Below are 26,843 nucleotides of genomic sequence, written 5' to 3' on the forward strand. Positions count from 1 at the left end.
AATTCTTTCCATTTTATTAAATTTATTGATTTAATTCGACAAAAAAAGGGCTGTTACTCTTAACTAACAGACCTTTTTTCGTATGAATCTTTAAATACCAATACATAAAAACTACTCTTATAGTATATCACAATTCGTGTACTTATAGTATATCAAATAATATGTCATTTTAAAAACAAGCGAACCATAAATGGTCCGCTTGTTTCTCCTATAATGCTTTTGTTTAATTTAGCGGCTAGGTAAACTGTAACCTTCACCCATTCGAGCCCCATCTGAGAACCGATAAAATTGATAATAATATCGACCGCTTTGTTTATAAAAAAGCTGCCAAGCATACTCCCCGTTATATACTCCTGGCAACAACCGCTCAATGCTGATGTCCGGAAGATCGGCTTTTATAAGGCTACGCATTTTCGCTTCAGAGGTCCCTTTACTTAGTTCTTCAGCATATACTGCGTCGGTTCCTTCAGCAAACTTCCCGTCTACAGTAAAACGTACCCAAACCATCAACTCGGTCCCGGCTTCATTCTTCCCTGTTAAGACCCAGTACACCGCATTATCATCCCACACGGATTTCTGCGCTTTGGTTACCTCTGTCAGACCAGCACTGGTTTTAGCGACATCCTTAGCGATATCTCGCTCGTTCCATTGATCTTTCATAATATAAGCATAGAACTGGATAAGTCCGAACAGAAGGAGCAGAATCAGAACTGACCCCAGGAGGATCCATTTTTTCCTTTTCTTCAAGGTACAGCTCCCTTTCTAGTAATATATCTTTTTTGATTATATAACACACCTGTGTGTTTATCCAAAGTTTCATATCCAATTCAATGATCTAATTATCAGAAACACAAAAGGCTGTAACTTTGCAATCGCAGAAAGTCACAGCCTTTCAGTTATTCGTTATGATCTTAGACTATCGTTTAAGCAGTCCATCAAATGATTCTTGCGCCTTACGACGGATTGCTTCCTCATCTAGCGTTACACATTCTCCATGTTTTACAACCTGTTTACCATTCACCCATACATGCTCAACGTCCTTGGCGCTGGCAGAGTATACAGCATGAGACAACAGATCTGTGTGTGGTAGCAAATGCGGCTGGTCTATATCAATCGCGATAAAGTCCGCTTTCATGCCAACAGCGAGTCTACCCACATCATTTAAAAAGATAGACTTTGCGCCATACTCTGTAGCTATACGCAGCGCTTCCGGAGCTGGGACAGCCGTCGGATCACCACTTACACCTTTATGGATGAGGGCTGCAAGACGCATCTCTTCAAACATATCCAGGTTATTATTGCTTGCCGCACCATCTGTACCCAGTGACACCTTCACACCAGCCTTTAGAAGATCCGTAACCCGAGCCACTCCACTAGCCAGTTTCAGATTACTTCCTGGGTTATGAGACACGCCTACATCATGACGAGCCAGTATCTCGATCTCTTCATCATTCAAATGAACGCCATGTGCAACAATAGACGGACGTGTGAACATTCCAAGCTTCTCTAAATGCGCTACAGGCCGAAGTCCGTAATCCACCACATTCTGCTCCACTTCGCGTTTGGTCTCGGACATATGGGTATGCATCGGTAAATCCAAATCATGTGCCGCTTGTACAAACTTAACAAAGAAGTCCGGTGGGCAAGTATATGGGGCGTGTGGCGAGATCATCGTCGTAATTCTACCATCAGCCTTACCATGCCAATTTCGTGCAAAAGAAATCGCTTCCGCAAGCTTGTGATTTTGTACTTCCTCTGGGCATAATCCGATTACGCCTCTCATCAGTACGGAACGGATGCCTGATAATTCGACTACCTCTGCTACTCGATCCATATGATCATACATATCCAAGAAGGTTGTAGTACCACCTTTTAGCATTTCCAGTACCGACAAGGAGGTTCCCCAGTATACATCTTCTCCAGTGAATTTCGCTTCCATCGGCCACATCTTCTCTTGAAGCCACACCTGAAGTGCTAAATCATCTCCATAACCACGAAGCAATGACATTGCGGCATGGCCATGTGTGTTTACCAGACCTGGCATAAACAGCAGACGACTGCCATCAACAACTTGCACATCATCTTCCATTAAAGGTTCTTCTTTTCCTATGTAAGTGATCAAATCATCTTCAATAGTCATATATCCGCTCAGAACCGGCTCATCCGTTCCCGGAATAAGAAAACGCCCGCCCTTAATAATCGTTTTACTGCTCTTCATTTCCGCTTTCTTCCTTTCCGTCTTTCAAATAATAAGCAAGGCTTTGCAAATCCGTTGTAAAATCGGCAGCATGAACACGGATATTCGATGGTGTTTTTAGAATCACTGGTGCAAAATTCAAAATCGCCTCAATGCCAGACTCAATGAGAATATCTGCTACATTCTGCGCTTCTGAATCAGGCACAGTAATTATCCCAATTCGAATACCTTGCTCACGAACCGTCTGACCAAGCTCCTCCATCGGTTGAACGGTAAGAGAGTTGATTTTCCGCCCTACCTTAGGTGCATAGGAGTCAAATATAGCGGTAATCTTCATAGTATCTTTCAGATAAGCATTGTAATTAGATAATGCATGTCCAAGGTTACCAGCACCTACTAAAGCCACATTCAATTGTTGATCCAGCTTCAGAATATGACGGATTTTTTCAATAAGATAAGTTACGTCATACCCGATACCTTTTCTACCAAAGTCTCCAAAATAAGCTAAATCTTTACGAATTTGAGCAGGATTTAAATCAAGTTTTTGTCCTAGTTCTTGTGAGGAAACGGTTAATATTTCACGTTTCTGGAGATCATTCAAGAAACGCAAGTACACAGGAAGTCTGCGAACAACGGCTTCTGATATTTTATCCGATTTCATAATTTACCTCCTAATTTAAGTGATATTCTGTTCAAATCCTATCGAAATATCTGCACCTCGTCTCAAGGAAGAGCGGTATTCTTATACCGCCCTTCCTTGTAGAGTGATTAATAAGATCGATGACGTTCTTTTCAAGAAACGCCTCCGTCTTCCAACCACTCCGCTATACGAGGAACCATTTGATCCGTAAGCATATGCTCCATTTTCGGGCCAGGCAACGAATAGAGGAAATACTTCCCATAGTGAGATTCGATCACCCTTGTGTCATACACAATAACAATACCCCGATCTTGCGCTGTCCGTACCAGCCTCCCAAATCCTTGCTTGAAGCGAATAACCGCCTGAGGAACAGACAACTTCATGAACGGATTCTTTTTCTGGGCTTGTAATAACTCAGACTTCGCTTCCGCTAGGGGGTGGTTTGGCGGTTGAAATGGGAGCCTCACGATGGCCAAGCATGTTAATGCTTCACCTGGAATATCTACACCCTCCCAAAAGCTGCTTGTTCCTAACAGTACAGAAGCTGCACTGTCCTGAAAACGGCGGATCAGCTTGCTACGGCTGCCCCCCTCCACGCCTTGACCTAGCACCGTGATCTCTTGTGAGGCTAGAGCCTCTTTCAGAGGATCGTAAACCTGGCGTAGCATCTTGTAAGAAGTAAACAGGACAAGCATCCGCCCACGTGTTGTAATAGCTGCTTCTGCTAGTGACTGTACGAGTGTATCGACAAATCGGGCATCGCCTACACTCCCCTTCACACTAGGGAAATCCCGCGGAATAACTAACAGCGCCTGCTCCCGATACTTAAAGGGAGAAGGCAGGAGTGACGTCATCAGACGCCCCTCTTCCGCAGCTTCATTAAGTCCGAGATTATCAATCATAAACTGGAAAGATTTATCCACAGAGAGTGTCGCCGAAGTTAGCACGATACTTTTCTTCTTGTCGAAAAACAGCTCCTTAAGCTGAGTACTAACATCAACAGGAACGGCATACAGCTGTAGCGATTTACTGCGATAATTTCCATTCGCCTCCAGCCAATATACTACATTCTCATCATTTAATCCCATAAAAAACCGTACTTGCTCACGTATCGAAGCTAAATCCTTAAATAAGCCGCTAATATCGGTAACTAGACTATCTGAGGAAGATTGACCTTCTTGATCTCGCATCTCATTAAGCATTTTATCACCTTTACGGATAATTTCGCTTAATGTCAGATTCATAGTATTCTCTAAAGCAACCAATTCATCCCAATCTTTCGGTTTACGGGTAGGAAGTAGCCGCATGACTAACTGGCCGGCTTCTCCCGCCGCTGCATCGCTACGTTCCGGCAAGAGGCTGAATAGTTTATCACTAAGCAGATCCCAGGTTTCTTTTACGGTAAGCAGGTCCGGATAGATTCTATCGATCACTCCGCTCCATTCAGAAGCTTCCTCACTGCCTGATGACTGAAGCATTTGGCGAAGTGTAGGAAGTTGGCCATTTCGACTATCCTTATAAAGACGCGATAATGTATGTGCCACCGTGAAATGCTTCATATGCATGCCTAAATGCTTGCCAGCCACGTCCTCCAGATGATGGGCCTCATCTATTACAAGATGTTCATAAGCGGGAAGTAGTTGATGCCCAGCCTTAACATCAGCGAAAAGCTTAGAGTGGTTCGTAATGACCACGTCTGCAATACCAGCTTCATGCTTAGCCCGATGATAATAACACTTACGGAACCAAGGACACGAGCGACCCAGACAAGAATCGGTATCGCTTGCCACCGTCTCCCAAAAATCTCCGCCACGTCCACTTAGATTGAGCTCTTCGTCATCTCCTGATTCACTTTGTGTCAGCCAAACGATCATCTGAGCCGCAGTAAGCGCATCTTCCCTCGGACTTATAAAGTCTTTTTTATTAATTTTATGTTCGAACTTACGAAGACACAAATAATGCCCTCTGCCCTTAAAAATTGCAGCTTTAAATGGAAAAGGAACTACCTGCGTTAACAAAGGAATATCACGCTCACGCAATTGATCCTGCAGATTAATAGTATGAGTGCTGACCATGACTTTTTCATTAGTGCGTACGCTTTGGTATATGGCAGGCAATAAATAACCAAGGGATTTACCGGTTCCTGTCCCTGCTTCGATCAATAGATGCTTGTCTTCGGCAAGTGCCGTCATCACCTCATTGATCATAATATCCTGAGCTTCTCGGCTTTCATACTGTGGCAAAGTTTCTTTAAGTCGTTTCGTTACTTCATCCATATAATCTGTAAAAGATAAATTGTGTAGTGGATTCTCAGCATGCTCGTCTCGAGGTGGAGCTAATTCATTCCAGTCTCCTACAGCAAGCGCTAATTGACGATAGAAAGTCAGATCACCTTCGGGCTGAAGCGTCTCCGCTTCCCGTTCACGCAGCAGACCATCAAAATACCAACCCAAATCACTATCCTCTTCCGTAAACAGCTCACAGAGTCTCTGAATCGTCAGCAGAGGCAAATCGTAGAGCTCCTCCAGACATTTCAGCAATACAAGAGCAGTTGCGAGTGCATCACTGTCTGCCTGATGCGGACGATCATGCGTCACTCCAAAATGTGCACTAACTGATCCTAGTTGATAGGATGTGAGGGAAGGAAAGCAGATTTTCAGAAAATCAATCGTATCTAAAATCCGCCCTTGAAATGGTAAATACCCACATCGGTCTAAAGCATTTTGCAAAAAATGGAAGTCGAATGCGACATTATGCCCTACAAGCACAACATCATCCAAGAGTGGGACAAGCTCCATCATCATCTCATCCAGCTCAGGTGCATCCTTTACATCATCGTCGGTAATCCCCGTTAGACCAGTTATAAAAGGAGGTATCGGCGTTCCGGGCTTGACGTAGGAACCATATACCCGGGAGATGGACCGGTCTTCTTCTATAATTGCAAGGCCAACCTGGATAATTTCACCCACGGATTGGGTTCCCGTTGTTTCAAAATCAAGCACGGCAAATTTCATTATAATTCTATTCCCTTTCAATTGAGACTCTTAATCAGCATAACAGAAGTTGCGAAAAAAGGCGATGCACACCACTGGTTCAGGGGATGCATCGCTTGAATGAAAATGCGGAATAATAAACCGTAAACGTAATAATTTACAATAATGAAACAAGCTGATTTCCGAAATGAAGCTTACCTCCTCGGCGGCGGCAAACCTCCAAATTAACGGTTGGTTCAGGAAGTGCCGGGTCAAGTTGCAAAGAAAGGCCAAACAGCTCCTGCGCTTCATTGAACCGTTCTTGAGAGGCCCTGATGCAACCTAAAGCGTTATAAACCATTGCCTTCAGCTTGGTTTCCCGTATCAAACCGAGCATATGGTTCAGATGATTCCAAGCAGCTTCCCCCTCCCCTTCCTGCAGGTAAGAGATGGCTAAATATAATCGAGCAGCCAAGCTATCCGGATATTGCACAATAACTTCCTTAAACTGTTCAATACATTTTCCATACATCAGCAGCTTATAATACCCCTGACCTCTAACAAAAGTATCCATGCACAGCTCGGGTGCTTCCTGTTCTGGCACTTCCTCTTCAACCACAGTCGTAAAATCTACACTTTCACGAAAGTGACTTAGCTTCTCTGCAAAGGCCAGCCATTCATCCATCACTTTATCACTAAGTCGATGCAGCATATTATAATTGCATAAAAGCTCATTCCGGCGGGCACCCTCCGCTGTAGGGTAATCTGTAACGATCTCCTGAAGCACCTTGTTCATTTCAGCAAACAAATGTTGAAACATGGGCTATCCCCCCTTACTGAAGATGAAATCAGTTCAGCTTGCCTGACTTCATTTTCTGCGAGAACGGGGTCTTTCATCCCTGCCATTCATTACATGGCGTAAGTCCATAATTTAAGCGATTGTAGCATGCAATTCATGATCAGCCAGCTTCACTGGTCTGTTGTTCTCATCCACGAATACCACCGTTGGCTTATGCGACTCCAGTTCTTCCGAAGACAACATCGCATACGAAATAATAATTACTGTATCTCCCGGTTGAACAAGACGTGCAGCTGCACCATTTAGGCAGATCACACCACTGCCGCGAGGCCCTGGAATAACATAAGTTTCTAACCGTGAACCATTATTGTTGTCCACGATCTGCACTTTTTCATTCTCAAGAATATCTGCCGCTTCCATTAAATTCTCATCAATGGTAATACTTCCCACATAATTCAAATTCGCTTCTGTCACCGTCGCACGGTGAATTTTGGATTTCATCATATGTCTAAACAAGAGCGGCAACCTCCTTTGGAATAAATACATTATTGTCAATTAATCGCGTTCTGCCAAACTTCACGGCAAGCGCTATAATAATTTCCCCATTTACATCCGTTAATAAAACTTCGTTCTCTAAGCCTTCCAGATTAGGGAAAGTCAGTATTTCCGCATAATCAATGACCGCCAAAGGAGAGCTGGAAATAACCGAGATCAACAATTCCCGCACTTCAGCAACGGTTGTTACTTTTCCTTCTTCAATAGACTGACGTGCTTCACGCAAGGAACGAGATAACACTAGAGCTTGAGAACGTTCCTCTGGAGATAAGAATACGTTACGCGAGCTAAGTGCAAGTCCATCTCCTTCACGAACGATAGGGCAAGGTACAATTTCAACATTCATATTCAAATCAGATACCATTCTGCGGAGCACAGCTACTTGCTGAGCATCCTTTAGCCCGAAGAAAGCATAATCTGGCTGCACGATATTGAATAGTTTATTAACAACTGTTGTTACGCCATTAAAATGCCCTGGACGCGAAGCCCCACAAAGTCGAGTGGTAAGCTCTGATACCGAGACAGTAGTCCGGGTAGGCTGCGGATACATTTCTTCCACACTGGGGATAAATACAATATCGACACCTTCGCGTTCCGCAAGCTCCAAATCACGCTCTTCATCGCGCGGATAGGAATCATAATCCTCATTCGGTCCGAACTGCAGCGGGTTCACAAATATGCTCATAACGACCGTGTTGCTCATTTCTCCTGCCCGCCGAAGCAGACTGGCATGTCCTTCATGCAGGTATCCCATGGTTGGAACAAACCCAATCGGGGTATGCCCACCTTGTCTCATATATTCCAAAGCTTCGCGAAGTTGCTTAATGCTTCTGACGACTCTCATCTTATTCCCCATCCTTTCCGGCACCGCCGTATAAAGATTCCAGAACGGTTTCATCTGCTTTAAAAACATGACCTTCATCTGGGTACGAGCGATCCTTCACTTCTTGCACATATTGGCTGATACCCTCACGAATCAGGCTACCCACATCCGCGTAGGTTTTGACAAAACGTTTCTCACGGTAGGGTGAGGCATAACGCAACAAATCATGGAAAACCAATACCTGTCCATCACAATAACGACCTGCACCAATCCCAATGGTCGGAATGCTCAGTGCCTCAGAAATTGCTTGTGCTACTTCTTCTGTCACCAGCTCCAGTACCACTGCAAAAGCACCTGCTGCTTCAAGGGCCTTAGCTTCATCCATCAGACGTTTTGCATCTTTGGCGTCCTTACCTTGAATGCGGTAGCCGCCAATCATATTTACCGATTGTGGTGTAAGTCCAATATGCCCCAGCACAGGAACTCCCGCAGCTACAACCGCAGTAACTGTCTCACAAATTTCGAGACCGCCTTCCATTTTGACGGCATGAGCCCGCCCTTCCTGCATCAGTCTGCGCACACCCCGCAAGGTTTCATCTATACTTCCGTGGTAGGTCATAAATGGCATATCTGCCACAATGAATGTTTTTTGTGCGCCCCGAGTTACCGAACGAGTGTGGTAGACCATATCGTCAATCGTAACCGGTAAAGTTGTATCATATCCAAGTACCACATTTCCCAGGGAGTCACCCACCAGAATAAGATCGATACCGGCTTCTTCAGCAAGTAGAGCCGATGGGTAATCATAAGCAGTCAGCATGCTTAACCGCTCACCATCTGCTTTCATTTTTTTCATTTTCACAATATTAAGTGCTTGTTTGTTTGCCATTTCTCTCTTCGTCCTCCTTTTTGAAATTACATCCCCGTAAAAATCGCAACAAAAAAACCTTTTAGCAACGATTTGCTAAAAAGGTCCGAAGGGCAAAAAAGAGTCACTCGCGATCGTCCCTTCTGTCTCGGTCCTTACGGCTCAGAGCAGAATCCAACGTAACCGTCTAACGCAGTTATGAAGGTGATTCCAATAATAAAACCATTATAAGTTCATCAGATCAAGAGTACAGTTCGCAAAACGATACCGCCTCTGCCCCATAGTATAACAAAAAGGACTCGGAAATACACGAAAAAAATATGACAGGGGATGACACCCTGTCATATAAAAAAGATTTATAAAAGCTCGATTTCACCTGAGCATACGCTAGAAATCTCTCCTGCGCTGTTTTTAAGGATTAGTCCACCTAACTCATCCAAACCTACTACAACGCTTTCAGAGCGTCCCTGAGGGCTATTCAGAGCGATTTGGCGACCCAAAGTAACTGACATCGACTCCCACAGCTCTTTGATAGGTTTAAAACCTTGTTCCATGTAAAGATTGAAATGCAGCTCTAACTCATTCAATACAGCTCTTACCAGTTCCGAACGGTCAATAGGGACACCGCCCCGCTGAATCCGAAGAGAAGTCGCTACTTCCTTCAGATGATCAGGATAATCGTCTTCAGTCAAGTTCGCAGAAATTCCAATCCCGGCGATGCAATAATGAAGCTCTCCTTCTCTTAGCGAAGACTCGAGCAAAATTCCACATATCTTTCGACCGCCCGCAAGCAAATCATTTGGCCATTTAATCCCGGCGTCTACTCCGGTTACACGGCGAATTGCCTTACAGACAGCAACCCCAGCAAGCAGTGTTAACTGAGGAGTCTGTAACAAAGGTAACTTCGGACGCAATACAATACTCATCCAAATGCCTTTGCCACGAGGAGAAAACCATTTTCTACCCATTCGCCCTCTAGCACCGGTCTGTTCTTCAGCGATTACGGTTGTTCCTTCTGGCGCACCGTTTTCCGCCAATCGTTTGGCTTCCTCCTGAGTAGATACGACAGACTCCAGGAGCTGAACTCTGTCTAGCCAATTCGAATCAGAAGCTTCCTGCTTCAACCCGTTTAGCGACAGCGCTTTTTCATAGCTCATGTCCATCCATCCTTTTTGCTTCAAGCAGCAATTCTTGTTTATTGTTAAGAAGATCTCCCGAAGCAGTCGCCTGCAGAAGTGCACTCAGCATATTGCCAAGCCAAGGTCCTGGACGTTTCTCAAGCGCTTCCGCCAACTCATTGCCTGTAACAGCAAGCTCCGAGAGACTCTTCAATGGCATTTGTGCGATCCACTCTCTTGCAGGCGCCGTAGTGACAGCGGGCGAGATTTCCGTGTCCGCTGGCGAGTTCACAGCGGGAAGGGCAGCTGCTGGCAGGATCGCCAGCAGCGAGAGCCACCCTTCGGCGGCTTCCACGCCGAAGGTCAGCACGGCGGCGATCCAGCGCCGCCGCAGTAGATCCGTGCCGCCCGGTCCCCCCGGCGGCACAGCCTCCAGGGCAGCGGTCCAAGCTTCGCGGACCCGCAGCACCTGGACGACGCTGGTACGCGTCATCCCAGAGAACGTCCATGCCCGCAGCAGCTCATCGGCCTCTTGGGCCGACTGCTTCAGGGCATGGAGGAGAAGCGCCCACCGCAGGCGGGCGCTCTCCAGTTCCCCTATCCCGGCCGTTAAAGCGGCAGCAGCCGCCAGATCGGTTCCGGTCCAGGGGAACGGGGCTTTGCCGCGCGCGAGCAGCTCACAGCGCGCTAGCATAGCAAGGCCGCGCCGAGGATGCGGCCCCTCTACGATGATGCGGTCCAGCTCCGCGCGGACACGCTCCACAGCAATATGCGCCAGCTTATCTCGCTGACGCAGGAGCCCCCTCCACGTATTCTTAGCGATGGAGAAATCTAACACCGATGCGAAACGAACGCAGCGAAGCATGCGAAGCGCATCCTCATCGAACCGTTCCTCTGCATCACCCACACAGCGGATCACACGGAGAGCTAGATCCTTCTCGCCTCCGAAGGGATCAATCAAATCTCCACCCAGCCCGCAGCATATCGCGTTAATCGTAAAATCACGACGACGAAGATCTTCCTTCACATCACTAACAAATTCAACATGGTCCGGACGACGATGATCGACATATCCGCTTTCAGTTCGGTATGTCGTCACCTCAAATCCATGCCCATCCTGAAGCACGGTGACCGTCCCATGTGCTAGCCCTGTCGGAATACTGCGTGCGAAGATGGCTATCACTTCCTCCGGCACTGCTGAAGTTGTAATATCCATATCATGCACTGGCCTACCCAATAGCTCATCGCGAATGCAGCCTCCAACCCAAAAAGCCTCATGGCCGTTTTGCGTTAGCTCAGAAATTACATTTTCCGCCGCAAGAGCCATAGCAGATGGCGCCATTTTCCATTTCATTACGAACTCCTTACCCCCTGACTGTATCCAGTCTAGGTACCTTGCGCCCGAGCACACGGTAATATATATCCTCATACTGACTTGTAATCGAATCCTTACAGAAATCTTTGCAGGCCGTTTCCAGACAAGCTTGTCTGAACTGCTCCACCATGCGATCATCCGATAGGAATTTGATTGCATATTTCGCCATAGTTTCTGTATCACCAATTGGAGCAATGAATCCTGTCTTGCCATGTTCTATGAGCTCCGGAATACCTCCGGTTTGCGAACCTATAGTCGGAACACCACAGGCCATCGCTTCCAGGGCGACAAGACCAAAGCTTTCCTTCTCAGAAGGTAACAGAAGAAGATCAGCCAACGAAATAACTTGAGCAATCTCATCCTGTCTTCCTAAGAAGCGGACTTTATCATCCAGACCCATTTCACTGATCTTAGCTTGAATCTTAGGAAGATCCGGCCCTTCGCCAACAAGCAGCAGACGTGAAGGGATTTCACGATTCACTTTAGCAAAGATATCGACAACATCGCTTACCCTTTTAACTGGGCGGAAGTTACTGATGTGCATCAAGATCTTCTCCTCAGGAGAAGCAAAATCTTCTCGCAGATTCGATACATCCCGTGGATAATAGACACGATGATCAACGAAGTTATAAGTGAGGTCGATCTCGCGCGTAATATCCAGCACTTCTCGTGTTTCTCTAATGAGATCCTTCGATACGGCTGTTACGGCATCACTTTCATTAATTCCAAGACGGATTAGATCTTTTAGCGATTCATCCTGTCCAAGTACCGTAATATCAGTGCCATGCAAAGTCGTTACAACTTTTATATCATTACCAAGCATCTGCTTAGCAAGGAAAGCACAAACAGCATGCGGAACGGCGTAATGAACATGAAACAGATCTAAATTCTGCATTTTGGCAACCTGAGCCATCTTCGTAGCAAGTGCTAAATCATAAGGAGGATATTTGAATACATAATAATCATTAACCTCTACCTCATGGTAAAATATATTTTTCTGGAATTTCCCTAACCGAAACGGAATGCTGTGTGTAATAAAATGAACTTCATGTCCCTTCTCGGCCAAGAGTTTTCCTAATTCAGTCGCTACTACGCCTGAGCCGCCAAGAGACGGATAACAAGTGATGCCTATTTTCAAACGATCCATATTCCGTCCCCTTCTATACCTTATATAGTTTGATCCCCTGCAGTAAACAGATCTACTGCATAGGGAACCTTTGTTGCAAACCCTTCCGCATAGGGAATAAGTCTCCGCTGTCCAAGCAACATGTCTCTGGAACGAACACGTTCAATATAACCTTCCGTTAGCGGTGTGGATACAGCATCGGCACCGAGCGGCTTGGTGAACTGGGAGCGATAGCAGGACAACGCCTGCTCCTTCAGCCCATATTGTTTAGTAACATCTACAATAAGATCCGTACGTCCTAGATCATTTATAAAATAAAAAAACAGCTGTGGAGCCGGAACTGCCGGCTTGTCCGGCATATATTTACGTAGTTTAGCATTAAAAACAGCCTCTTCTACTAACTTACTGCACGCAATATGATCCGGATGACGATCTTCCCAATAAGGAGCAAAAACAATCGCAGGAGCAAACCGGCGAATTTCTGCTGTCACAGCGGCCACATGCTCTTCTGTTATAAACAGCCCTCTGTCAGATAAACCCAAATTCGTCCGCACAGACACGCCAAGCAGATCAGCAGCTTGCTGTGCCTCTTCCATGCGTAGCTCTACAGTACCGTTCGAGGACATTTCCGCAGCTGTTAAATCGCACAGACCTACTTTTAGTCCTGCAGCGGTATGCTTCGCAATCGTACCTGCCATTCCGATCTCCGCATCATCCGCATGAGCCCCAAATACAAGAATGTCCAGCTTCATTCATCAACACCTGGTTTGTATTTATGGACGAGTTCACGCCAAGCAAAGTCACCACGATCAATCGCCTTCACAAGCACCTCAGCTGTTGCGATATTCGTTGCTACAGGGATACCATATACGTCACATAGACGAAGTAAAGCTGTAATATCTGGTTCATGTGGCTGTGCCATTAATGGGTCGCGCAAGAAAATAATAAGATCCAATTCATCTTGGGCTACCATTGCCCCAATTTGCTGATCTCCACCCAATGGTCCTGACATATAGCGATGAATCTTCAAGCTAGTCACATCCATGATCCGTTGGCCAGTAGTCCCCGTAGAAAATAGTTCATGACCTACAAATACATGCTCATAGGCTAATACAAAATTTACGATTTCATCTTTTTTACGATCATGTGCAATAAATGCGATCTTTAACATGGTGTTCTCCCCTGTCTATTCTATAAAGTGCTCAAATCCATAGATCAAGCCAGTGTATCCCATTACCTTTTGAATACCCATCTTAACGCCTGGCATATAGCCTGCTCGCTCATAAGAATCATGCCGGATTTTTAAGGATTGTCCGAACCCACCAAAAATCACTTCTTCTTGGGCAAACACACCAGGAAGACGGACACTATGTATCCGGAATCCATTATAGTAACCCCCACGCGCACCCTCAATCGTTTCTTCTTCTTTAGGGTTTCCTTGACGAAGCTCTTCCCGTACTTCTGAAATCATCTCTGCAGTTTTGACTGCAGTTCCGGATGGAGCATCCAGTTTTTGGTCACCATGATACTCGATAATCTCCAGATGTGGAAAGTATTTTGAAGCTTGAGCCGCAAATCTCATCAACAGAATAGCCCCTATGGAGAAGTTTGGAGCAATAAGTCCACCTATCCCCTGGTCTTGACACTGCTTGTCCAGTTCCACAATTTGCTCCGGTGTGAATCCGGTTGTACCGATAACCGGACGCACTCCATATTTAATGGCTAGCACTGTATTCATATACGCGGATTGTGGTGTAGTGAAATCGACCACAACATCTCCGTTGCTTCCCGTGAGGGCAGCCTCAAGATCTGAAGTTACAATAACTCCTGAGTCTTCGAGACCTACTAGACGGCCTGCATCTATATCCATTGTTGAACGATCTACCGCAGCCGCTAGTTCCAACTCTTCGTCCTGCAGCACAAGTTTAACAACCTCTTTACCCATTCTCCCGCCTGCACCGGATACGATAACTCTGATCTTGTTGCTCATATCTTTTCATCCTCGCTTTCACTAGTTATATAGTTACTGCATATACGATTGTATGGATTTCTGAAGGTCTACCATCAATTCTCGCAAGCCAGAATCATCCGGATGTAAAGAAATCACTTCTTTCAAGGCGGCCATAGCCTGCATATGTTCATTCACCCGACTATGTGCGATGGCAAGCCATACATAAGCATCCCCATATAATGGATCAAGGGTGATGGCCTCTTTAAGTAGCGTAATCGGATGATACGGGTTACGAGTTCTGTTATCTTCATCTTCTATCAACCGCTTAGCTTCCTGTACATGCATCATAGCTTGAAGATGCTGTAGATGTAGACTATACTCAGGTTTGCTGCCATCTAACTTCATAGCCGCCTGAGCATGAACTAAAGCTTTATCTAGCATACCACTGCGGGCATACGTTATGGAACAACGATATCTGACTTCAGCATCAGCCGGACTTGCTGCAATCGCGGCTTCAAAGCATACAATAGCTTCTGCAAAGTCACTACGCAATATAGAGCGATAGGCTTCTCTTACATAATCCCTTTGATCCATATCCTCACCATCCTCACGGCTAAATCCCGTTCGTTTGGTACAGCATATGTTATAGAGGCCTAATCGGTGTCTTTTGGTGTCCAACGACCAGCATCTCGGGTATTAAACTTATGCATGACCTTATTATGTGCTTCAGTCAAATCAATCCCAAGAGAATTTGCAAAACAAACAGTAATAAACAAAATATCTCCCAGTTCAAGCTCTATAGAATTCTCTGCTTCATCAGATTTCTTCGGCTTCTCACCGAATTCATGATTGACTTCCCGCGCCAATTCTCCGACTTCTTCGGACATGCGGGCTAACATAGACAGCGGACTGAAATATCCTTCTTTAAATTGCGATATATAAGCGTCTACTTCACGCTGAATGTCACCAAGACTTTTATCCATAAAATGTATCTTTGCCCCCTCCGTATATCTTGCCTTCTGTTTGCCCCTATGTTATCGTAAAGACGTTTTGAAGACAAATCTTTTTTGAATATTTTAACACCTGCAAGAAAAGGTATACTTATTATAGGAAAAGAAAAACTGCCTTAACAAGGCCTAACGAGGGATTCCATGAATTCAAACAAGGTAATTTCAATCAGCAAAACAGTTGCCCCTATCATGCTCGGAACCGCAGTATATGCATTCGGACTATTGTATTTCATCATTCCCAGTCAACTAATGGAAGGCGGCGTAACGGGAATCACACTGCTGCTTAATTATGCCTTTGACATTCCAATCTTTTTAACAACACTTCTAATCAATCTCCCATTGTTTCTGCTCGGTTGGAAAGTCCTAGGCGGCCGCCAAATTGTATACACAGGGGTAGGAATCGGATCTTTGTCCCTTTTCTTGTGGATCTTCGAAAGATTGATCTCTGCTGGATGGATTGTTCCTTTCAGTACCGAACATGACTTTATTCTTGCTGCACTATACGCAGGGGTAACCCTTGGAACCGGACTTGGGATTGTGTTCCGTTTTGGTGGCACTACAGGTGGCGTAGACATTGTGGCAAGAATTCTGGGACGGAATTTCGGCTGGAGTATGGGGCAGATTATTCTGGCCATCGACATTTTCATTATCGGCTCTTCCATCTTCTATATTCCTAAAGAAAAAATTCTGTACACACTCGTTGCAGTGTTCATAGCATCCCGTGTCATCGATTTTATCCAGGAAGGCGCTTATGCCGCCAAAGCATTTACAATCATTAGTGATGAGGCACCTCAAATTGCTGATCTAATAACTGCTGAACTAGAACGAGGTGTAACACTCATCCCTGCAATCGGTGCGTATTCTAAGCAAGCCAAACATATGGTGTACTGTGTAGTTTCAAGGCAGGAAATTCGCCGTCTTAGTTTACTGGTCAAATCGATTGATCCGCACGCGTTCGTAATTATTAGCGATGTGCACGACGTACAAGGCGAGGGATTCAGAGAAACATAAAATATCCCCACAAAGTGGGGTCTTGCTTCGATACGTACTCAGGTACTTTGCGGGGGCCCCAAATATATAAGTTTTGATTCGTTAAAAAAGGAGCGGGGGACTCTTCCCCGCTCCTTTTACTTATTTATATAACCATTCCACTAAATTGGTTTGAAGTTCTGATTCTCTCCACGGTACTTACGATAACCCGCATAAGCTAATACAGCGATAATAAACCCTGCGGCTAGTCCTCCCCAAATCCCAAATTCTTGTGAGGCCAGGGGTACTGACAAAGCCGGCTCATCCTTCTCTTTTCCGAACATTACCCGCACAGTATCCTGACCATAAGACACAATTTCAAGCAACCGGGCCCGTTCGATTTTTTGTGAGGAAGAAGGAATGCCTGCGGCATATGAGAGCCAAGAATCAAATGCATTTACAACTTCAGGTTTCCGAGAGACGATCACCGCTGGCCGGATATTTTCATACCTGCCCTGTAGCCTCTCTACAGCCGTTTTCCATCCCGTCAGATCATTTGTAGCACCACTTTGTTCCATCGCATTTAAATCCTCGCGAATTAGCTTATAATACTGAAGCCAAATGGGTTGTCCGGGTTGATTAAGACTGTTGGCAGCTAATCGTAACCTGGTAGCTGTAGCCTCCAATTGCTGCTGAGATACTTTTGCACTTGCCACAGCAGCCTTCAGGTCCATAATGACCCCTGACAACGCATTAATGCCCTCTACAGAGGTCATTCCTTCAAAAGAAGAGGACACTATGATCCTAGAGATCTCTTCGGTCTCTTGTCGGACCTTCATCACATCCCCTTCCAAGACATACCCATACAATGCCTCAGCGGCTTGTTCTAGCTGCTGTGCTCCAGTCTTTCCGCTCATCACTGTCAAACCGTTGCCCGAACTAACGTCGGCGCTTTGCTTCGAAACCTTGCCAGAACCTTCACCAGCATTCCCTTGCGCTGCTGAGGCTTTTTCAACATTCATGCTGGTCAATAACCAGCAAAACACTAGAATAACCAACACATAATATCTCCCTCGGAGCATGAGACATCCCCCTCCTACCTAAGAAGAAACGACGTTGTCGTCTTTATTAGACGATATTCGTTTCTCGTAAAATTATAAGGATAAAGTATAGTATAAAACTTATACTTCTTATAATTCTAAATGTATGGCAGGCGGACAAGGGTTAGAACCGCTTACTAGAACCTGTTCTTAAACTGATAGATAGAGTCTACGGGTCTTTGTCTACTACTAAACAACCAAGCAACAATTACACTAAACACCGTAAGCGCCATCGTGAAATATTGCACCTGTGTGACATCATCATTCAGTACAGAAGGTAACCATGGGTATATTCCATAGGAATAGTCCAGCATATCGTTAGCAAGGGTCCAGAACAGCGCTAGCGGAATCATTTTGCGGAAAGAAAAGAATCGTGCATAGATCAAAGCTTCTACCGCCATCCCCAAATGAGAGATCACCAGCATCCAGTCTTTCCAAACTAGAATATCTCCTTGATAATCTCCAGCAAAAATCATACTTACTGCCCAAATCCCATACTTCACAGACGTCACAACCGCTAACGCCTCAATAAGCTCCCTTACATTGTTTCCCGTATAGCTTTTTGGAGGAAAGAGCATTAGCAACAGCGCCAAGGTAAAGAACAAGCTTGCGGTTGGACTATCTGGAACAAACGGGAGCAGCCAAAGCGGAAAGTTAGCCGCCGTGAACTCCAATTGATTGCCATACCATATGTAGCCATAAATGGTACCGAGAAGATTCACAATAAATAACAACCAAATGATTCCTCGGTGCTTAAACAGTTTATCAAGAACGGACATACAGATCATTAACCTCCCAAGTAGTGGCAACTTTACATTTAGACATACAAAAACCTGACCGCAGTTTCGATCAGGTTTTGCGTTATTTTTATTTTACTGTTCGCTTTTTTGTTTGGCAAGCCAGTCTGCCAAGGCATCAATGTCTTGATCCGAAAGCCCCGCTCCCAGAGCAATATCATACATCTTCGGCATCTGTCCTTGACCCTCTTTTATAATAGTAAGGATTGCTTCTTTATCATGGGTGTCCCCAACGCCGCGAAGTGAAGGCCCGCCTGCCCCTTTCAAATCCGCCGCATGACAAGAGATGCAAGTAGCTTGCTTAAACAGCCCCATAGCCGGATCATCCTTATCTACAATCGCTACTTCCTTTGCCTTAACTGCACTCGAGGTTGGAAGCCCCTTCGCCCTATTCTCTGCCGCCTTCTCTTCCCGTTGAACATCTTCAGGAATTTGACCAGTTTCAGCCATTTCATGTTTGTATTCCGTCCAAGCGGTATTTGTTAAGTACACAATCGCCGCTAGCGATAAGAACATCAAAGATGAAGCGATCGGTCTACGATAGAAGCGACGTTCTCTGCCCGTGTCAAGAAATGGTGCTAAAAGAAGTGAACCAAAAGCTACACCGGTTACACCTAATGTACCCAGAACGATATAATCACCTGAAGCATAAGGAAGCTTCAAATACTGATAGAGAAACAAGAAATACCAGTCAGGAATTGGGATAACCGTAGCACTCGCATTCGCTGGAAACCCTAGCGGCGCTGGCTCTGAAATAGTAAGCACTAATATTCCTACAAGTACAACGACGCCAACCATCCATTCTTTCAGTAGAAAGTTAGGGATAAAGGCTTCCGATTTACCAGGATAGGCTGAATAGTCTGGAGGTGTGATAAATCCATTGCCTTTACGAACTCTGGTATCACCGACATATACAACCTTTTCCTTAGAATTGTTTCCATGTGACATCCGTATTCCTCCTCTCTTAGATTAACTTACAACGGTCCAGAAATCCCTTGTCTGCGGATCATAATAAAGTGTCCTACGAGCAGACTAAGAAGCACCGCTGGGAGGAAGAATACATGAAGTGCGAAGAACCGAGTCAACGTTTCTGCACCAACAATCGTACCGCCTTGCATAAGTTCTTTCAATACGGGTCCCATCACTGGAACAGAGTTAGCAATTTCGAGTGTTACTTTAGTCGCGAAGTAAGCTTTATTGTCCCAAGGCAATAAGTAACCCGTTAAACCAAGCCCCAACATTACGAAGAAGATGAGCATTCCAACTACCCAGTTCATCTCACGCGGAGCTTTATAAGAGCCTGTAAAGAAGACGCGCATCGTATGAAGGAACATCATAACAATGACAAGACTGGCACCCCAGTGATGCATTCCGCGAACAATTTGTCCAAAGGCAACACTAGATTGTAAATACTCAACACTTGCATAAGCATTGATAATATCTGGAACATAATACATCGTTAAGAACATACCCGATAAGATCTGAATCACTGTAATAAAAAAGGTCAGTCCGCCAAAACAATACACAAACGCAGAGAAGTGATGGGCCGGGTTAACATGCTCAGGAACCTCGTGGTCGGCCACGTCTCTCCAAATTGGCGTAACATCCAAACGTTCGTCAATCCAGTTATAGACATTTTTAAACATTAGAACCTACGCCTCCTCACTAGCTACTGTATTAGGCACAATATCACCCAAAAGAACCCACCCGTTATCAAATTTCGTTTTATACTGGTCAAGCGGTTTTGGAGCTACTTCGAGATTTTTGCCGAGTTTGGTATAACGCGCACCGTGGCAAGGACAATGATACTCGTCCGGATGTGCCTTATCATTGTTCCATCCAACCGTACATCCTAAATGTTTACAAATGGGTGAAAGCGCATAAATATCACCCTTTGCGTCTTTACGGATCCACGCAGTCAGCGTCGCTGTGCTGTCGTACCATCCGTCTTTCTGTTTCAATTCAAACGTAAACTCTTGGGGCTCTTCGGTGATTTTGCTAATTTCAGCAACCTTTATAAAATCACCTGCGCCCTTCTTATGTAATATTGGGTCCACGACAAAACGGACCATTGGGAGAATTGTACCTGCCCCCATAAAAGCAGTAGCGCCACCTAGCGTGTAGGTCAAAAATTGCCTGCGCGACATCTCTTTACGGCTGGGTGGTTGTTCAGGCCAAATATCCTGTTGATCATTATGGCTGCTCATACTGTTATATAACCCCCTTCTCAAGATATAAGAAAGTATCTAAGGTGTCCGATCAGAGATGCCTTACTATAAATAATCCGTTTTCAAATCTTTTCAATGAAATACATCACATACCATTTCGATTCAACCTAATAATAGCTTAGGCACTAAAACCCGTCAAGAATATTGTCTAATTTGTGACAGGCCAAAAAGTGATTTTCACTTACAATTGTTGATTTTCTGTCACATTTAAAAGAGACTCACCGTCCCCACATCTTTTGAATTTTCATACCAATATCACTATTAATCTTACCTTCCAGAGAGCCCTCAATGATAGGCAGAGAGAGTACTAAATCGCTTTCAAAAATTTCTTGTTCCAGAAGTGCTATATCTGCTGTTAACACCACGGCATACTGGAAACCACTGGATTTGACTTTTCGGCAAACCTCATTAATTAGATCGACATATCCTTCCCCTCCATACTGAATCGCCGGGTAAGTTACAATCCGTCCCTTAAACGGTATTTCCACCAAATCCATAAAATCACGTAATCTTTCTAATGCTTGAACCGTCTCAGGAGGACTCTCGGACCCACTTAATCCTGTAAAAGGTATGAGACATGTATCATAGAACTTTCGATTTTCTTCCCACTGTTCAACTTCAAAATCACTGAATTTCATTAATGTCATCTCCCTATTTGCGATCCTTCTTCGCGTCCACTTTTCACAAATTTGCCCGATGTTATAAATCCCATTATATTGAAAGAGGAGGACAAACGTCTAGATTTAGATTTCTCTCGTCTTCCTTCACCCTCAAATGATACAGAAAGTTTTTGTGCTCACCTGTCTAAAGGTTTATTTAGATAATGGAGTTCAGACTTTGAGAGCTTCATTGCTCCATTAGAAAAAATATATAACAAAAAAAAGAAATGCGCTAAGCGCATTTCTTTATGCCAAACTTTTAAGTTCTTCTGTAAGATTTCGAAAAGCCAATTTATCTCCTGTAGCCAGCGCCGTGTCAATCTCACGGTGCAAGATGTCGGAGCGACGCTTTCGCAGCGCTTCATCCCACACCATTTCTGCCGCAAGTCCTAGCATCACTTCGTACGTAGCCTTCATTTTGTCCATTCGATACACCTCCGCTGTTTAAGAGATCCTTATTGCTTTAATATTTTGATATCCATCAAGATGATTTTGTTTTCGGTTTCAAAAGTGACGGCACCTACTAAATCATATTCAACAATCCTGTCTATGTTCTACATATTTACCCATTCTGATCAATACTTCATCTATTGTTCCTATCAACAACCAAAGCGAAGTCCTCATCTACGTATGTAATCCCCATAAGCATTTGCTTGTATGCCTTCATACTACTATAGATGTTTAGGCACGGCTATCTCCATCCCCCACGGCGTCATCATCACAGTGAGACCAGCAGTAGTCTCCCCTAATTTAAGCATCCCAAGGTGCACCATCATCCGAATAATTCGTTGCTCCAGAATAGAGGCAGCATTGTCATAATAGAACGGTTTAATTAACCACCCAATACCATCCACTAATGAAGGTACGCTCACCCAATTCCCAGCACTAATGCTTACCCAATACACAAGTGAAGGCAGGTTTGGTACAGCCCCCTTATATAGTTTTAACCAAAAAGAGAATATCTGCATCAACGAGTCACATTTTCCGTCGGCTAACACTGCCTCTCCTGTCGCCGTAAGCCTTAGCCGAAAACCTTCTTCAGTGATCCAGCGGCGATGACGAACATAATCATACAGGAGCGCTAATCTAGGCGGATAATGCTCACATGCCCTACCATAACCAAATCTCCAGCCGCCTTTGCTAAGAAGATCCTCCGGAATATGAAGTGCATTCATCACTCCTTGCTGATACCGCCTATACATTGCCCCTTCCTGATTAAGCTCTGGCTCATTTTCCTTGATATATCTCAGAAGCATAACCAGATCACTTAATAACAATTCTCCTTCATTTCGATACATGGCTGGTTCAGAGCTAACCGCAACCTTATCCTTGATATGTGCGCTCATCGTCTCACGAAAGCGATCTTTCAAGTCTTTAGGCACTTGGAACAAGTATCTGGTTTGCTGGGAGGAACCGCTAAAGAGCCAGCCTCCGCTTTTGAAACGAGAAACCATTTCCCGGAAGCCCCCGGTCTTTCCTTCTTGAGCATCAAAAGAAGCCTGTCTAGCTACAGCCAACAAATCTTCCAGACTAAAGTAGCTGCGTTCATCAAAAAGTAATGTATTCAGAAACCGTAGATCCTCCGGAGCACATTCCCGGATATGAGACTCCATAAAACTTCTGCTTCCAAGCATAATCAAAATACTCTGGATCAAGTCATGTTTGGAATTCTGCTTGCATTCACACCGGTAGCGTCCCGCTATGGCGGTCAGCTGTCCAATATCTGCATAAGTGAGCATATCCGCCAGATTCATGTTTTATCGCCTCACCGTTTTACTACCATTATGGGAAATACAGCCCTTTTTATTCCCCTTTGCGCAAAAAAAATAACCCGATGCACGGGTTAACGCTGATTTTGCAGGATATGGCGAGTACAATTATATAGAATAGGGTTCCATTCCCGTTCTTTTTTCTCCAAAATTGTCAGGGATAAATTCCCAATCCGCTCAGAATACTTATCTTTGTAAAATGCAGTATACAGTTGAGCGAGGAACCCTCCATGAGATATAACTAGTATGTTCCGATTGGGATGCTGCGCAGAAATATCCTCCATAAAGGCAAGTGCACGTGCTTGAAGCTGTTCGTCAGTTTCTTGACCAAGTGAAAGCTGACTCCAATCTTTCCCCCACTTCTCTTCACGCTCAGCGGCAGTAAGCCCTTCTACTTGCCCGTAGGCACGTTCCCGGATCCGATCATCAGGATCAAGCAACGGTACATTTAATTTATCAGCGATGATCTTGCCTGTCTCTGCTGCCCGGGAAAGATTACTTGTAATGCAATAATCCCAGCGATACGGCTCTTGTAATAAGCGGTCAGCAAGCATAGCAGCTTGCATCCGTCCTTCATCATTAAGCGGAATATCACTTTGCCCCTGTATCTTTCCAATTGCGTTCCAGTCCGTCAATCCATGGCGTATCAAGCCGATTAGCATATTGCCTCCCCCTTTTCACCCAAGTATTTGTCTCTTAATGTAACATGGATGAAATAAAAAGTCTTCTTTTATGCGTATTAGAATACAAAAAAGCCCCTTATCTTTACATAAAGGGACTCCTACATCGTTCTTAACACTATTATATACTGCAATAGCTAAGTCATACATCAATAGACCCTTTATGATCTGCGATATCGATTCAGCCGGGTTAACGAAAACACTGCAAAACCCACGCCAAGCATGGATAACATCATCCAATATTGAGGATGAGTAGGTCCCATATTTACTACAAGCGGTTCAATAATCCCACCTTCAGAGCCTAAAATGGGATAAGTAGAAGTCCATTCCATAGAGCCAGCAACGCCAGTCTCTACAATTCCACTTTGAGCCACAGTGATATCTGCAGGTGTTCTAAACATAGTAAAGTAAAGAACACTAGACAAAAATACCGCCAGGAAGCAAGCGATCCAGAGACTAAGCCTATGACGAACAATGGTAGATGTCCCTGCGGATTTCCCATCCCCTGGCATCAACCAAGGACTCTCTAGATAAATCCGCTCCATAACTTTAACATTTATAACTTCTGCACGCTCTTCACTAATCTCTTCTTTCAAATCATGCATAAGCTGGCTACTCTCTTGCCACAGAGACCATTCAGCCGCGCAGTAAGGACAAGTTTCAATATGTTGTTCGAGCAAAATCCGCCTAGGATGTGTGGGGGGAGCGTCCCACAAGAGCGGAATACATTCTTGCGCTTCCCTGCAATTCATTCGCCTTACACCCTCTCAACCTGCTCTTCAACTTCAGGCTCATTGAAATAGGATTCGAGTTGAAGCTTCACACTACTTCTGGCACGAAACAACAATGATTTCACGGAGCTTACACTCTGATCCAAAATTTCTGCAATTTCTTGATAATCCATCTGATCGTATTCACGCAGGATTAACGCAGAGCGTTGTTTCTCCGGAAGATTATTAATTGCCTCACGAACCAAATTCATCCGTTCTTTACGCAATGCAGCCTGCTCAGGCGCTACTTCAAACGGTGCAACGGGAGTATATCCACTCTCTTCTAGGGATACATTTCCGGCACGATTCTTACGAAGCTCACTTAGCACGGTATTACGAGCAATAGTGTACAACCACGTTGAAAAGGAAGCATCTACCTCTCGAAAGGAATGCAAGCTACGGAATGCCTTGTAGAAAGTCTCCGAACAAAGGTCCTCTGCAATTAGCTCCATTTGTGAGTTTCTAAGCATATGATATACAAATGCCAATATTTTTCGTTGATAACGACGCATTAATTCTGAATATAATTCTGTGTTGCCTTGTTTAATTTCCTGGATCAACTGGGAATCCGTCATGGTGAGATTGGCCCTCCTCGCCCTTGCACGTCTTTTCCCGTCCGGTCCGTACTTATTATACCGGTTTGGGCTTTAAAAGTTGCGCTGGTTTACTACAACTTTTTAGTTTATTACAAGAAGAAACGATATTGTCGACCTTTTATGTAAGACAAACGTTCCTTGTGGGAATTTAAGGGAAAATATATGACGTGCAACTTATCCGTTCTTCAATTTTGAAATACACCTATGTATATTCAAACACCCAATAATTAAGGCATGATGATTGTGATGAATATAAAAAGAAAAATGGCATATTTCTATGAGCATATAAATTTTATAACGAATCTAGAAATATACCAGATCTATTGTATCACAGATTCTCATAGGATGACATTAATAGACTTCAGAGCAGTAATCTCGTCAGCATGACCTGACAACAGATTATAAACGAACATGAAGTTCAACCATAAGACTTTGATCACTGTAATGTGACTTTAATCTCTTTTTAATAAACTGTTGACAAAATGTAAACGTATACATATAATAAAAGTACAGTATGGTTTCTCTCCACTCCTATCCAAATACTACACGGTTCCAATTTATTGTGAACTGTAGCCGCTTACTTTGTAAGCGGTCTTTTTTTGTCCTGTAAGCGCTGTATTAGCCCCACTCATTATTAATACCCTCTTCTGCATCCACTTGAAGCAGTAGCTGTTTTCAACAGTATGCTCTTTCAGATCCTAAAACGAAATAAAAGCCCCTCCATATTGGAAGGGCTACTAACTACACATATACGGTATAATCGTGCTGCTGCAGAAGCACCTTCGCACGTTCCATATCGTTCTCCTGACGAAAAGATAGGCGCATAATACCCGGCACATCTTCACGACTCTCGATGATTTGTACGTTGCTAAGGTTAATGCCTTGGTCCCCCAGCTCGGTAGCGATACGACCAATAATCCCCGGATGATCCGGTACATCAATATGTAGGTCAAATAAAGGTGCGATCATGCCTTTACGCCGTTCAGGCAACTGACTGCGGAAGCCATTCGCTTCTTGGAAAGCCTCTTCAATACCTACGCCATCTTCACTTTCCAGGAGACGAACAAAAGAAGAAACTTCCTCGTTCCAATCCTTCAATAAACGAAGCATTACGGAACGATTGTTCAGCAATATGTCTCGCCAAATTATAGGATCGCTGGACGCAATCCGAGTGATATCCCGAAAGCCCCCTGCAGCTAGCGTGCTATATAAGGAGTCGGTATCGTCATAGGCACGAATCTGATTTACCAAAGCAACAGCAATAATATGCGGTAAATGACTAATGGCACCTACAATCTCATCATGGCGTTCTGGATCAAGGCGTACAATCTGTGCTCTTGTGTGGTGTAGTAAAGACTCCAGTGCATGATAAGCCTCATCTGGCACTCCTGGAGGGGGCGTCAACACATAATAGGCATTCTCAAATAGCAGTGATGAAGCTGCCTCAACACCTGAGCGTTCTGATCCTGCCATTGGGTGTCCGCCGATAAAATGTACTCCAGGAATATCTAAGGAGACCGCACATGCGGCAATACTAGCTTTCGTGCTTCCTACATCTGTAATAATGCAGCCGGGTTTTAGAGGCAACTTACTTAATTGCTGCAGATAATCCTCTAACATCCCTACCGGTACACATAAAAAAATGAAATCAGCATCAAGTGCCGCTTCTTCAACAGAAAGCGTGGCTTGATCAACCACACCTCTGCTTATATATTTACTCGCGGATTCAGGACGGTGGGCATGTCCTACGACGGTCAGGCCCTCCTTGCCTTTAAAGCAAAGGGCCAGTGAGCCTCCGATCAGACCGACACCGAATATAGCTATTTTTGTCGTCATGTTCT

The 26,843-nt window shown here is 44.6% G+C and carries 29 protein-coding genes; 1 reads left to right on the top strand and 28 read right to left on the bottom strand.

Annotation, left to right across the window (positions count from 1 at the left end; translation table 11 throughout):
- Positions 1–228: 228 nt before the first annotated feature.
- The 16 genes from NST34_RS22110 to NST34_RS22185 form a co-directional block, all read right to left on the bottom strand.
- The gene (locus NST34_RS22110) at positions 229–747 is read right to left on the bottom strand and encodes a cell wall elongation regulator TseB-like domain-containing protein (RefSeq protein ID WP_076284583.1); all 519 of its coding nucleotides are present in this window, start codon (positions 745–747) and stop codon (positions 229–231) included.
- Between the two features lie 169 nt (positions 748–916).
- Positions 917–2,218, bottom strand: a complete 1,302-nt coding sequence (locus NST34_RS22115; RefSeq protein ID WP_341128785.1) for an amidohydrolase — start codon at positions 2,216–2,218, stop codon at positions 917–919.
- On the bottom strand, positions 2,205–2,858 hold the full coding sequence (locus tag NST34_RS22120) for a redox-sensing transcriptional repressor Rex (protein WP_076284581.1): 654 nt from the start codon (positions 2,856–2,858) through the stop codon (positions 2,205–2,207). Before NST34_RS22120 ends, NST34_RS22115 begins: the two co-directional genes overlap by 14 nt.
- 131 nt (positions 2,859–2,989) lie before the next feature.
- Positions 2,990–5,851 (bottom strand): ATP-dependent DNA helicase DinG, encoded by a 2,862-nt coding sequence (dinG, locus tag NST34_RS22125; protein ID WP_042190117.1) that lies wholly within the window; start codon positions 5,849–5,851, stop codon positions 2,990–2,992.
- Positions 5,852–5,987: 136 nt separating this feature from the next.
- Entirely contained in the window at positions 5,988–6,629 is a 642-nt protein-coding gene (locus tag NST34_RS22130; protein WP_149646832.1) for a tetratricopeptide repeat protein, read from the bottom strand.
- Positions 6,630–6,740: 111 nt separating this feature from the next.
- A complete protein-coding gene (gene panD, locus NST34_RS22135; RefSeq protein ID WP_042129504.1) occupies positions 6,741–7,124 on the bottom strand; it encodes an aspartate 1-decarboxylase in 384 nt (127 codons plus the stop codon).
- Positions 7,117–8,007 carry a pantoate--beta-alanine ligase gene (panC, locus tag NST34_RS22140; RefSeq protein WP_042190121.1) on the bottom strand — a complete coding sequence of 297 codons (891 nt, stop codon included), beginning with the start codon at positions 8,005–8,007 and terminating at the stop codon, positions 7,117–7,119. Before panC ends, panD begins: the two co-directional genes overlap by 8 nt.
- Position 8,008: 1 nt before the next feature.
- On the bottom strand, positions 8,009–8,875 hold the full coding sequence (gene panB, locus NST34_RS22145; RefSeq protein WP_042190123.1) for a 3-methyl-2-oxobutanoate hydroxymethyltransferase: 867 nt from the start codon (positions 8,873–8,875) through the stop codon (positions 8,009–8,011).
- Between the two features lie 335 nt (positions 8,876–9,210).
- Positions 9,211–10,011, bottom strand: a complete 801-nt coding sequence (locus NST34_RS22150; RefSeq protein ID WP_052404372.1) for a biotin--[acetyl-CoA-carboxylase] ligase — start codon at positions 10,009–10,011, stop codon at positions 9,211–9,213.
- Complete coding sequence (locus NST34_RS22155) at positions 10,001–11,326, bottom strand: CCA tRNA nucleotidyltransferase (protein ID WP_341128786.1); 1,326 nt, start codon at positions 11,324–11,326, stop codon at positions 10,001–10,003. The genes NST34_RS22150 and NST34_RS22155 overlap by 11 nt, the downstream gene beginning before the upstream one ends.
- A 10-nt stretch (positions 11,327–11,336) precedes the next feature.
- The gene (bshA, locus tag NST34_RS22160; RefSeq protein ID WP_341060084.1) at positions 11,337–12,494 is read right to left on the bottom strand and encodes an N-acetyl-alpha-D-glucosaminyl L-malate synthase BshA; all 1,158 of its coding nucleotides are present in this window, start codon (positions 12,492–12,494) and stop codon (positions 11,337–11,339) included.
- A 20-nt stretch (positions 12,495–12,514) separates the two neighbouring features.
- A complete protein-coding gene (gene bshB1 / locus NST34_RS22165) occupies positions 12,515–13,225 on the bottom strand; it encodes a bacillithiol biosynthesis deacetylase BshB1 (protein WP_076284575.1) in 711 nt (236 codons plus the stop codon).
- On the bottom strand, positions 13,222–13,644 hold the full coding sequence (locus NST34_RS22170) for a methylglyoxal synthase (RefSeq protein WP_042129517.1): 423 nt from the start codon (positions 13,642–13,644) through the stop codon (positions 13,222–13,224). Before NST34_RS22170 ends, bshB1 begins: the two co-directional genes overlap by 4 nt.
- 15 nt (positions 13,645–13,659) lie before the next feature.
- A complete protein-coding gene (dapB, locus tag NST34_RS22175) occupies positions 13,660–14,463 on the bottom strand; it encodes a 4-hydroxy-tetrahydrodipicolinate reductase (RefSeq protein ID WP_341128787.1) in 804 nt (267 codons plus the stop codon).
- Positions 14,464–14,496: 33 nt separating this feature from the next.
- Complete coding sequence (locus tag NST34_RS22180) at positions 14,497–15,018, bottom strand: tetratricopeptide repeat protein (protein WP_341060083.1); 522 nt, start codon at positions 15,016–15,018, stop codon at positions 14,497–14,499.
- Between the two features lie 59 nt (positions 15,019–15,077).
- Positions 15,078–15,407, bottom strand: coding sequence for a nucleotide pyrophosphohydrolase (locus NST34_RS22185; protein WP_036676271.1), 330 nt, complete (start codon positions 15,405–15,407; stop codon positions 15,078–15,080).
- A 168-nt stretch (positions 15,408–15,575) separates the two neighbouring features.
- Here NST34_RS22185 and NST34_RS22190 point away from each other — a divergent pair, with 168 nt between their 5' ends.
- Entirely contained in the window at positions 15,576–16,445 is an 870-nt protein-coding gene (locus NST34_RS22190) for a YitT family protein (protein ID WP_042190138.1), read from the top strand.
- A 140-nt stretch (positions 16,446–16,585) separates the two neighbouring features.
- Here NST34_RS22190 and NST34_RS22195 read toward each other — a convergent pair whose 3' ends face one another.
- The 12 genes from NST34_RS22195 to NST34_RS22250 form a co-directional block, all read right to left on the bottom strand.
- Positions 16,586–17,485 (bottom strand): sporulation protein YpjB, encoded by a 900-nt coding sequence (locus NST34_RS22195; RefSeq protein ID WP_076284573.1) that lies wholly within the window; start codon positions 17,483–17,485, stop codon positions 16,586–16,588.
- Positions 17,486–17,640: 155 nt separating this feature from the next.
- A complete protein-coding gene (locus tag NST34_RS22200; protein WP_341128788.1) occupies positions 17,641–18,282 on the bottom strand; it encodes a DUF1405 domain-containing protein in 642 nt (213 codons plus the stop codon).
- 93 nt (positions 18,283–18,375) lie between these two features.
- Entirely contained in the window at positions 18,376–19,248 is an 873-nt protein-coding gene (locus tag NST34_RS22205; protein WP_341128789.1) for a menaquinol-cytochrome c reductase cytochrome b/c subunit, read from the bottom strand.
- A 26-nt stretch (positions 19,249–19,274) separates the two neighbouring features.
- Entirely contained in the window at positions 19,275–19,946 is a 672-nt protein-coding gene (qcrB, locus tag NST34_RS22210; RefSeq protein WP_042129529.1) for a menaquinol-cytochrome c reductase cytochrome b subunit, read from the bottom strand.
- 6 nt (positions 19,947–19,952) lie between these two features.
- Positions 19,953–20,507 carry a QcrA and Rieske domain-containing protein gene (locus NST34_RS22215; RefSeq protein WP_042190144.1) on the bottom strand — a complete coding sequence of 185 codons (555 nt, stop codon included), beginning with the start codon at positions 20,505–20,507 and terminating at the stop codon, positions 19,953–19,955.
- 239 nt (positions 20,508–20,746) lie between these two features.
- Positions 20,747–21,166, bottom strand: a complete 420-nt coding sequence (locus NST34_RS22220) for a DUF2487 family protein (protein WP_149646826.1) — start codon at positions 21,164–21,166, stop codon at positions 20,747–20,749.
- A gap of 267 nt (positions 21,167–21,433) precedes the next feature.
- Complete coding sequence (locus NST34_RS22225) at positions 21,434–21,613, bottom strand: IDEAL domain-containing protein (RefSeq protein ID WP_042129535.1); 180 nt, start codon at positions 21,611–21,613, stop codon at positions 21,434–21,436.
- A 245-nt stretch (positions 21,614–21,858) separates the two neighbouring features.
- Entirely contained in the window at positions 21,859–22,941 is a 1,083-nt protein-coding gene (locus tag NST34_RS22230; protein WP_341128790.1) for a hypothetical protein, read from the bottom strand.
- 89 nt (positions 22,942–23,030) lie between these two features.
- Positions 23,031–23,618, bottom strand: a complete 588-nt coding sequence (locus NST34_RS22235) for a histidine phosphatase family protein (protein WP_042190151.1) — start codon at positions 23,616–23,618, stop codon at positions 23,031–23,033.
- Positions 23,619–23,797: 179 nt separating this feature from the next.
- Positions 23,798–24,388, bottom strand: a complete 591-nt coding sequence (locus NST34_RS22240; RefSeq protein ID WP_341128791.1) for an anti-sigma factor family protein — start codon at positions 24,386–24,388, stop codon at positions 23,798–23,800.
- 5 nt (positions 24,389–24,393) lie between these two features.
- Positions 24,394–24,981 (bottom strand): RNA polymerase sigma factor, encoded by a 588-nt coding sequence (locus NST34_RS22245; RefSeq protein WP_042190156.1) that lies wholly within the window; start codon positions 24,979–24,981, stop codon positions 24,394–24,396.
- Positions 24,982–25,743: 762 nt separating this feature from the next.
- A complete protein-coding gene (locus NST34_RS22250) occupies positions 25,744–26,838 on the bottom strand; it encodes a prephenate dehydrogenase (RefSeq protein WP_076284570.1) in 1,095 nt (364 codons plus the stop codon).
- Between the last annotated feature and the right edge of the window lie 5 nt (positions 26,839–26,843).

This window comes from Paenibacillus sp. FSL H7-0714 (assembly GCF_038003765.1).
GTDB lineage: Bacteria > Bacillota > Bacilli > Paenibacillales > Paenibacillaceae > Paenibacillus_AQ.

Excerpts from the sequence above, each read along its gene's own strand:
- bshA (WP_341060084.1), bottom strand. The coding sequence starts at position 12,494 with ATGGATCGTTTGAAAATAGGCATCACTTGTTATCCGTCTCTTGGCGGC.
- bshB1 (WP_076284575.1), bottom strand. The coding sequence starts at position 13,225 with ATGAAGCTGGACATTCTTGTATTTGGGGCTCATGCGGATGATGCGGAG.
- NST34_RS22190 (WP_042190138.1), top strand. The coding sequence starts at position 15,576 with ATGAATTCAAACAAGGTAATTTCAATCAGCAAAACAGTTGCCCCTATC.
- NST34_RS22240 (WP_341128791.1), bottom strand. The coding sequence starts at position 24,388 with ATGAATTGCAGGGAAGCGCAAGAATGTATTCCGCTCTTGTGGGACGCT.
- NST34_RS22195 (WP_076284573.1), bottom strand. The coding sequence starts at position 17,485 with ATGCTCCGAGGGAGATATTATGTGTTGGTTATTCTAGTGTTTTGCTGG.
- NST34_RS22170 (WP_042129517.1), bottom strand. The coding sequence starts at position 13,644 with ATGTTAAAGATCGCATTTATTGCACATGATCGTAAAAAAGATGAAATC.
- panB (WP_042190123.1), bottom strand. The coding sequence starts at position 8,875 with ATGGCAAACAAACAAGCACTTAATATTGTGAAAATGAAAAAAATGAAA.
- NST34_RS22115 (WP_341128785.1), bottom strand. The coding sequence starts at position 2,218 with ATGAAGAGCAGTAAAACGATTATTAAGGGCGGGCGTTTTCTTATTCCG.
- dinG (WP_042190117.1), bottom strand. The coding sequence starts at position 5,851 with ATGAAATTTGCCGTGCTTGATTTTGAAACAACGGGAACCCAATCCGTG.
- NST34_RS22215 (WP_042190144.1), bottom strand. The coding sequence starts at position 20,507 with ATGAGCAGCCATAATGATCAACAGGATATTTGGCCTGAACAACCACCC.
- NST34_RS22185 (WP_036676271.1), bottom strand. The coding sequence starts at position 15,407 with ATGGATAAAAGTCTTGGTGACATTCAGCGTGAAGTAGACGCTTATATA.
- qcrB (WP_042129529.1), bottom strand. The coding sequence starts at position 19,946 with ATGTTTAAAAATGTCTATAACTGGATTGACGAACGTTTGGATGTTACG.
- NST34_RS22205 (WP_341128789.1), bottom strand. The coding sequence starts at position 19,248 with ATGTCACATGGAAACAATTCTAAGGAAAAGGTTGTATATGTCGGTGAT.
- NST34_RS22130 (WP_149646832.1), bottom strand. The coding sequence starts at position 6,629 with ATGTTTCAACATTTGTTTGCTGAAATGAACAAGGTGCTTCAGGAGATC.
- NST34_RS22120 (WP_076284581.1), bottom strand. The coding sequence starts at position 2,858 with ATGAAATCGGATAAAATATCAGAAGCCGTTGTTCGCAGACTTCCTGTG.
- NST34_RS22150 (WP_052404372.1), bottom strand. The coding sequence starts at position 10,011 with ATGAGCTATGAAAAAGCGCTGTCGCTAAACGGGTTGAAGCAGGAAGCT.
- panC (WP_042190121.1), bottom strand. The coding sequence starts at position 8,007 with ATGAGAGTCGTCAGAAGCATTAAGCAACTTCGCGAAGCTTTGGAATAT.
- NST34_RS22200 (WP_341128788.1), bottom strand. The coding sequence starts at position 18,282 with ATGTCCGTTCTTGATAAACTGTTTAAGCACCGAGGAATCATTTGGTTG.
- NST34_RS22155 (WP_341128786.1), bottom strand. The coding sequence starts at position 11,326 with ATGAAATGGAAAATGGCGCCATCTGCTATGGCTCTTGCGGCGGAAAAT.
- NST34_RS22220 (WP_149646826.1), bottom strand. The coding sequence starts at position 21,166 with ATGAAATTCAGTGATTTTGAAGTTGAACAGTGGGAAGAAAATCGAAAG.
- NST34_RS22245 (WP_042190156.1), bottom strand. The coding sequence starts at position 24,981 with ATGACGGATTCCCAGTTGATCCAGGAAATTAAACAAGGCAACACAGAA.
- dapB (WP_341128787.1), bottom strand. The coding sequence starts at position 14,463 with ATGAGCAACAAGATCAGAGTTATCGTATCCGGTGCAGGCGGGAGAATG.
- NST34_RS22180 (WP_341060083.1), bottom strand. The coding sequence starts at position 15,018 with ATGGATCAAAGGGATTATGTAAGAGAAGCCTATCGCTCTATATTGCGT.
- NST34_RS22225 (WP_042129535.1), bottom strand. The coding sequence starts at position 21,613 with ATGGACAAAATGAAGGCTACGTACGAAGTGATGCTAGGACTTGCGGCA.
- NST34_RS22235 (WP_042190151.1), bottom strand. The coding sequence starts at position 23,618 with ATGCTAATCGGCTTGATACGCCATGGATTGACGGACTGGAACGCAATT.
- NST34_RS22250 (WP_076284570.1), bottom strand. The coding sequence starts at position 26,838 with ATGACGACAAAAATAGCTATATTCGGTGTCGGTCTGATCGGAGGCTCA.
- NST34_RS22230 (WP_341128790.1), bottom strand. The coding sequence starts at position 22,941 with ATGAATCTGGCGGATATGCTCACTTATGCAGATATTGGACAGCTGACC.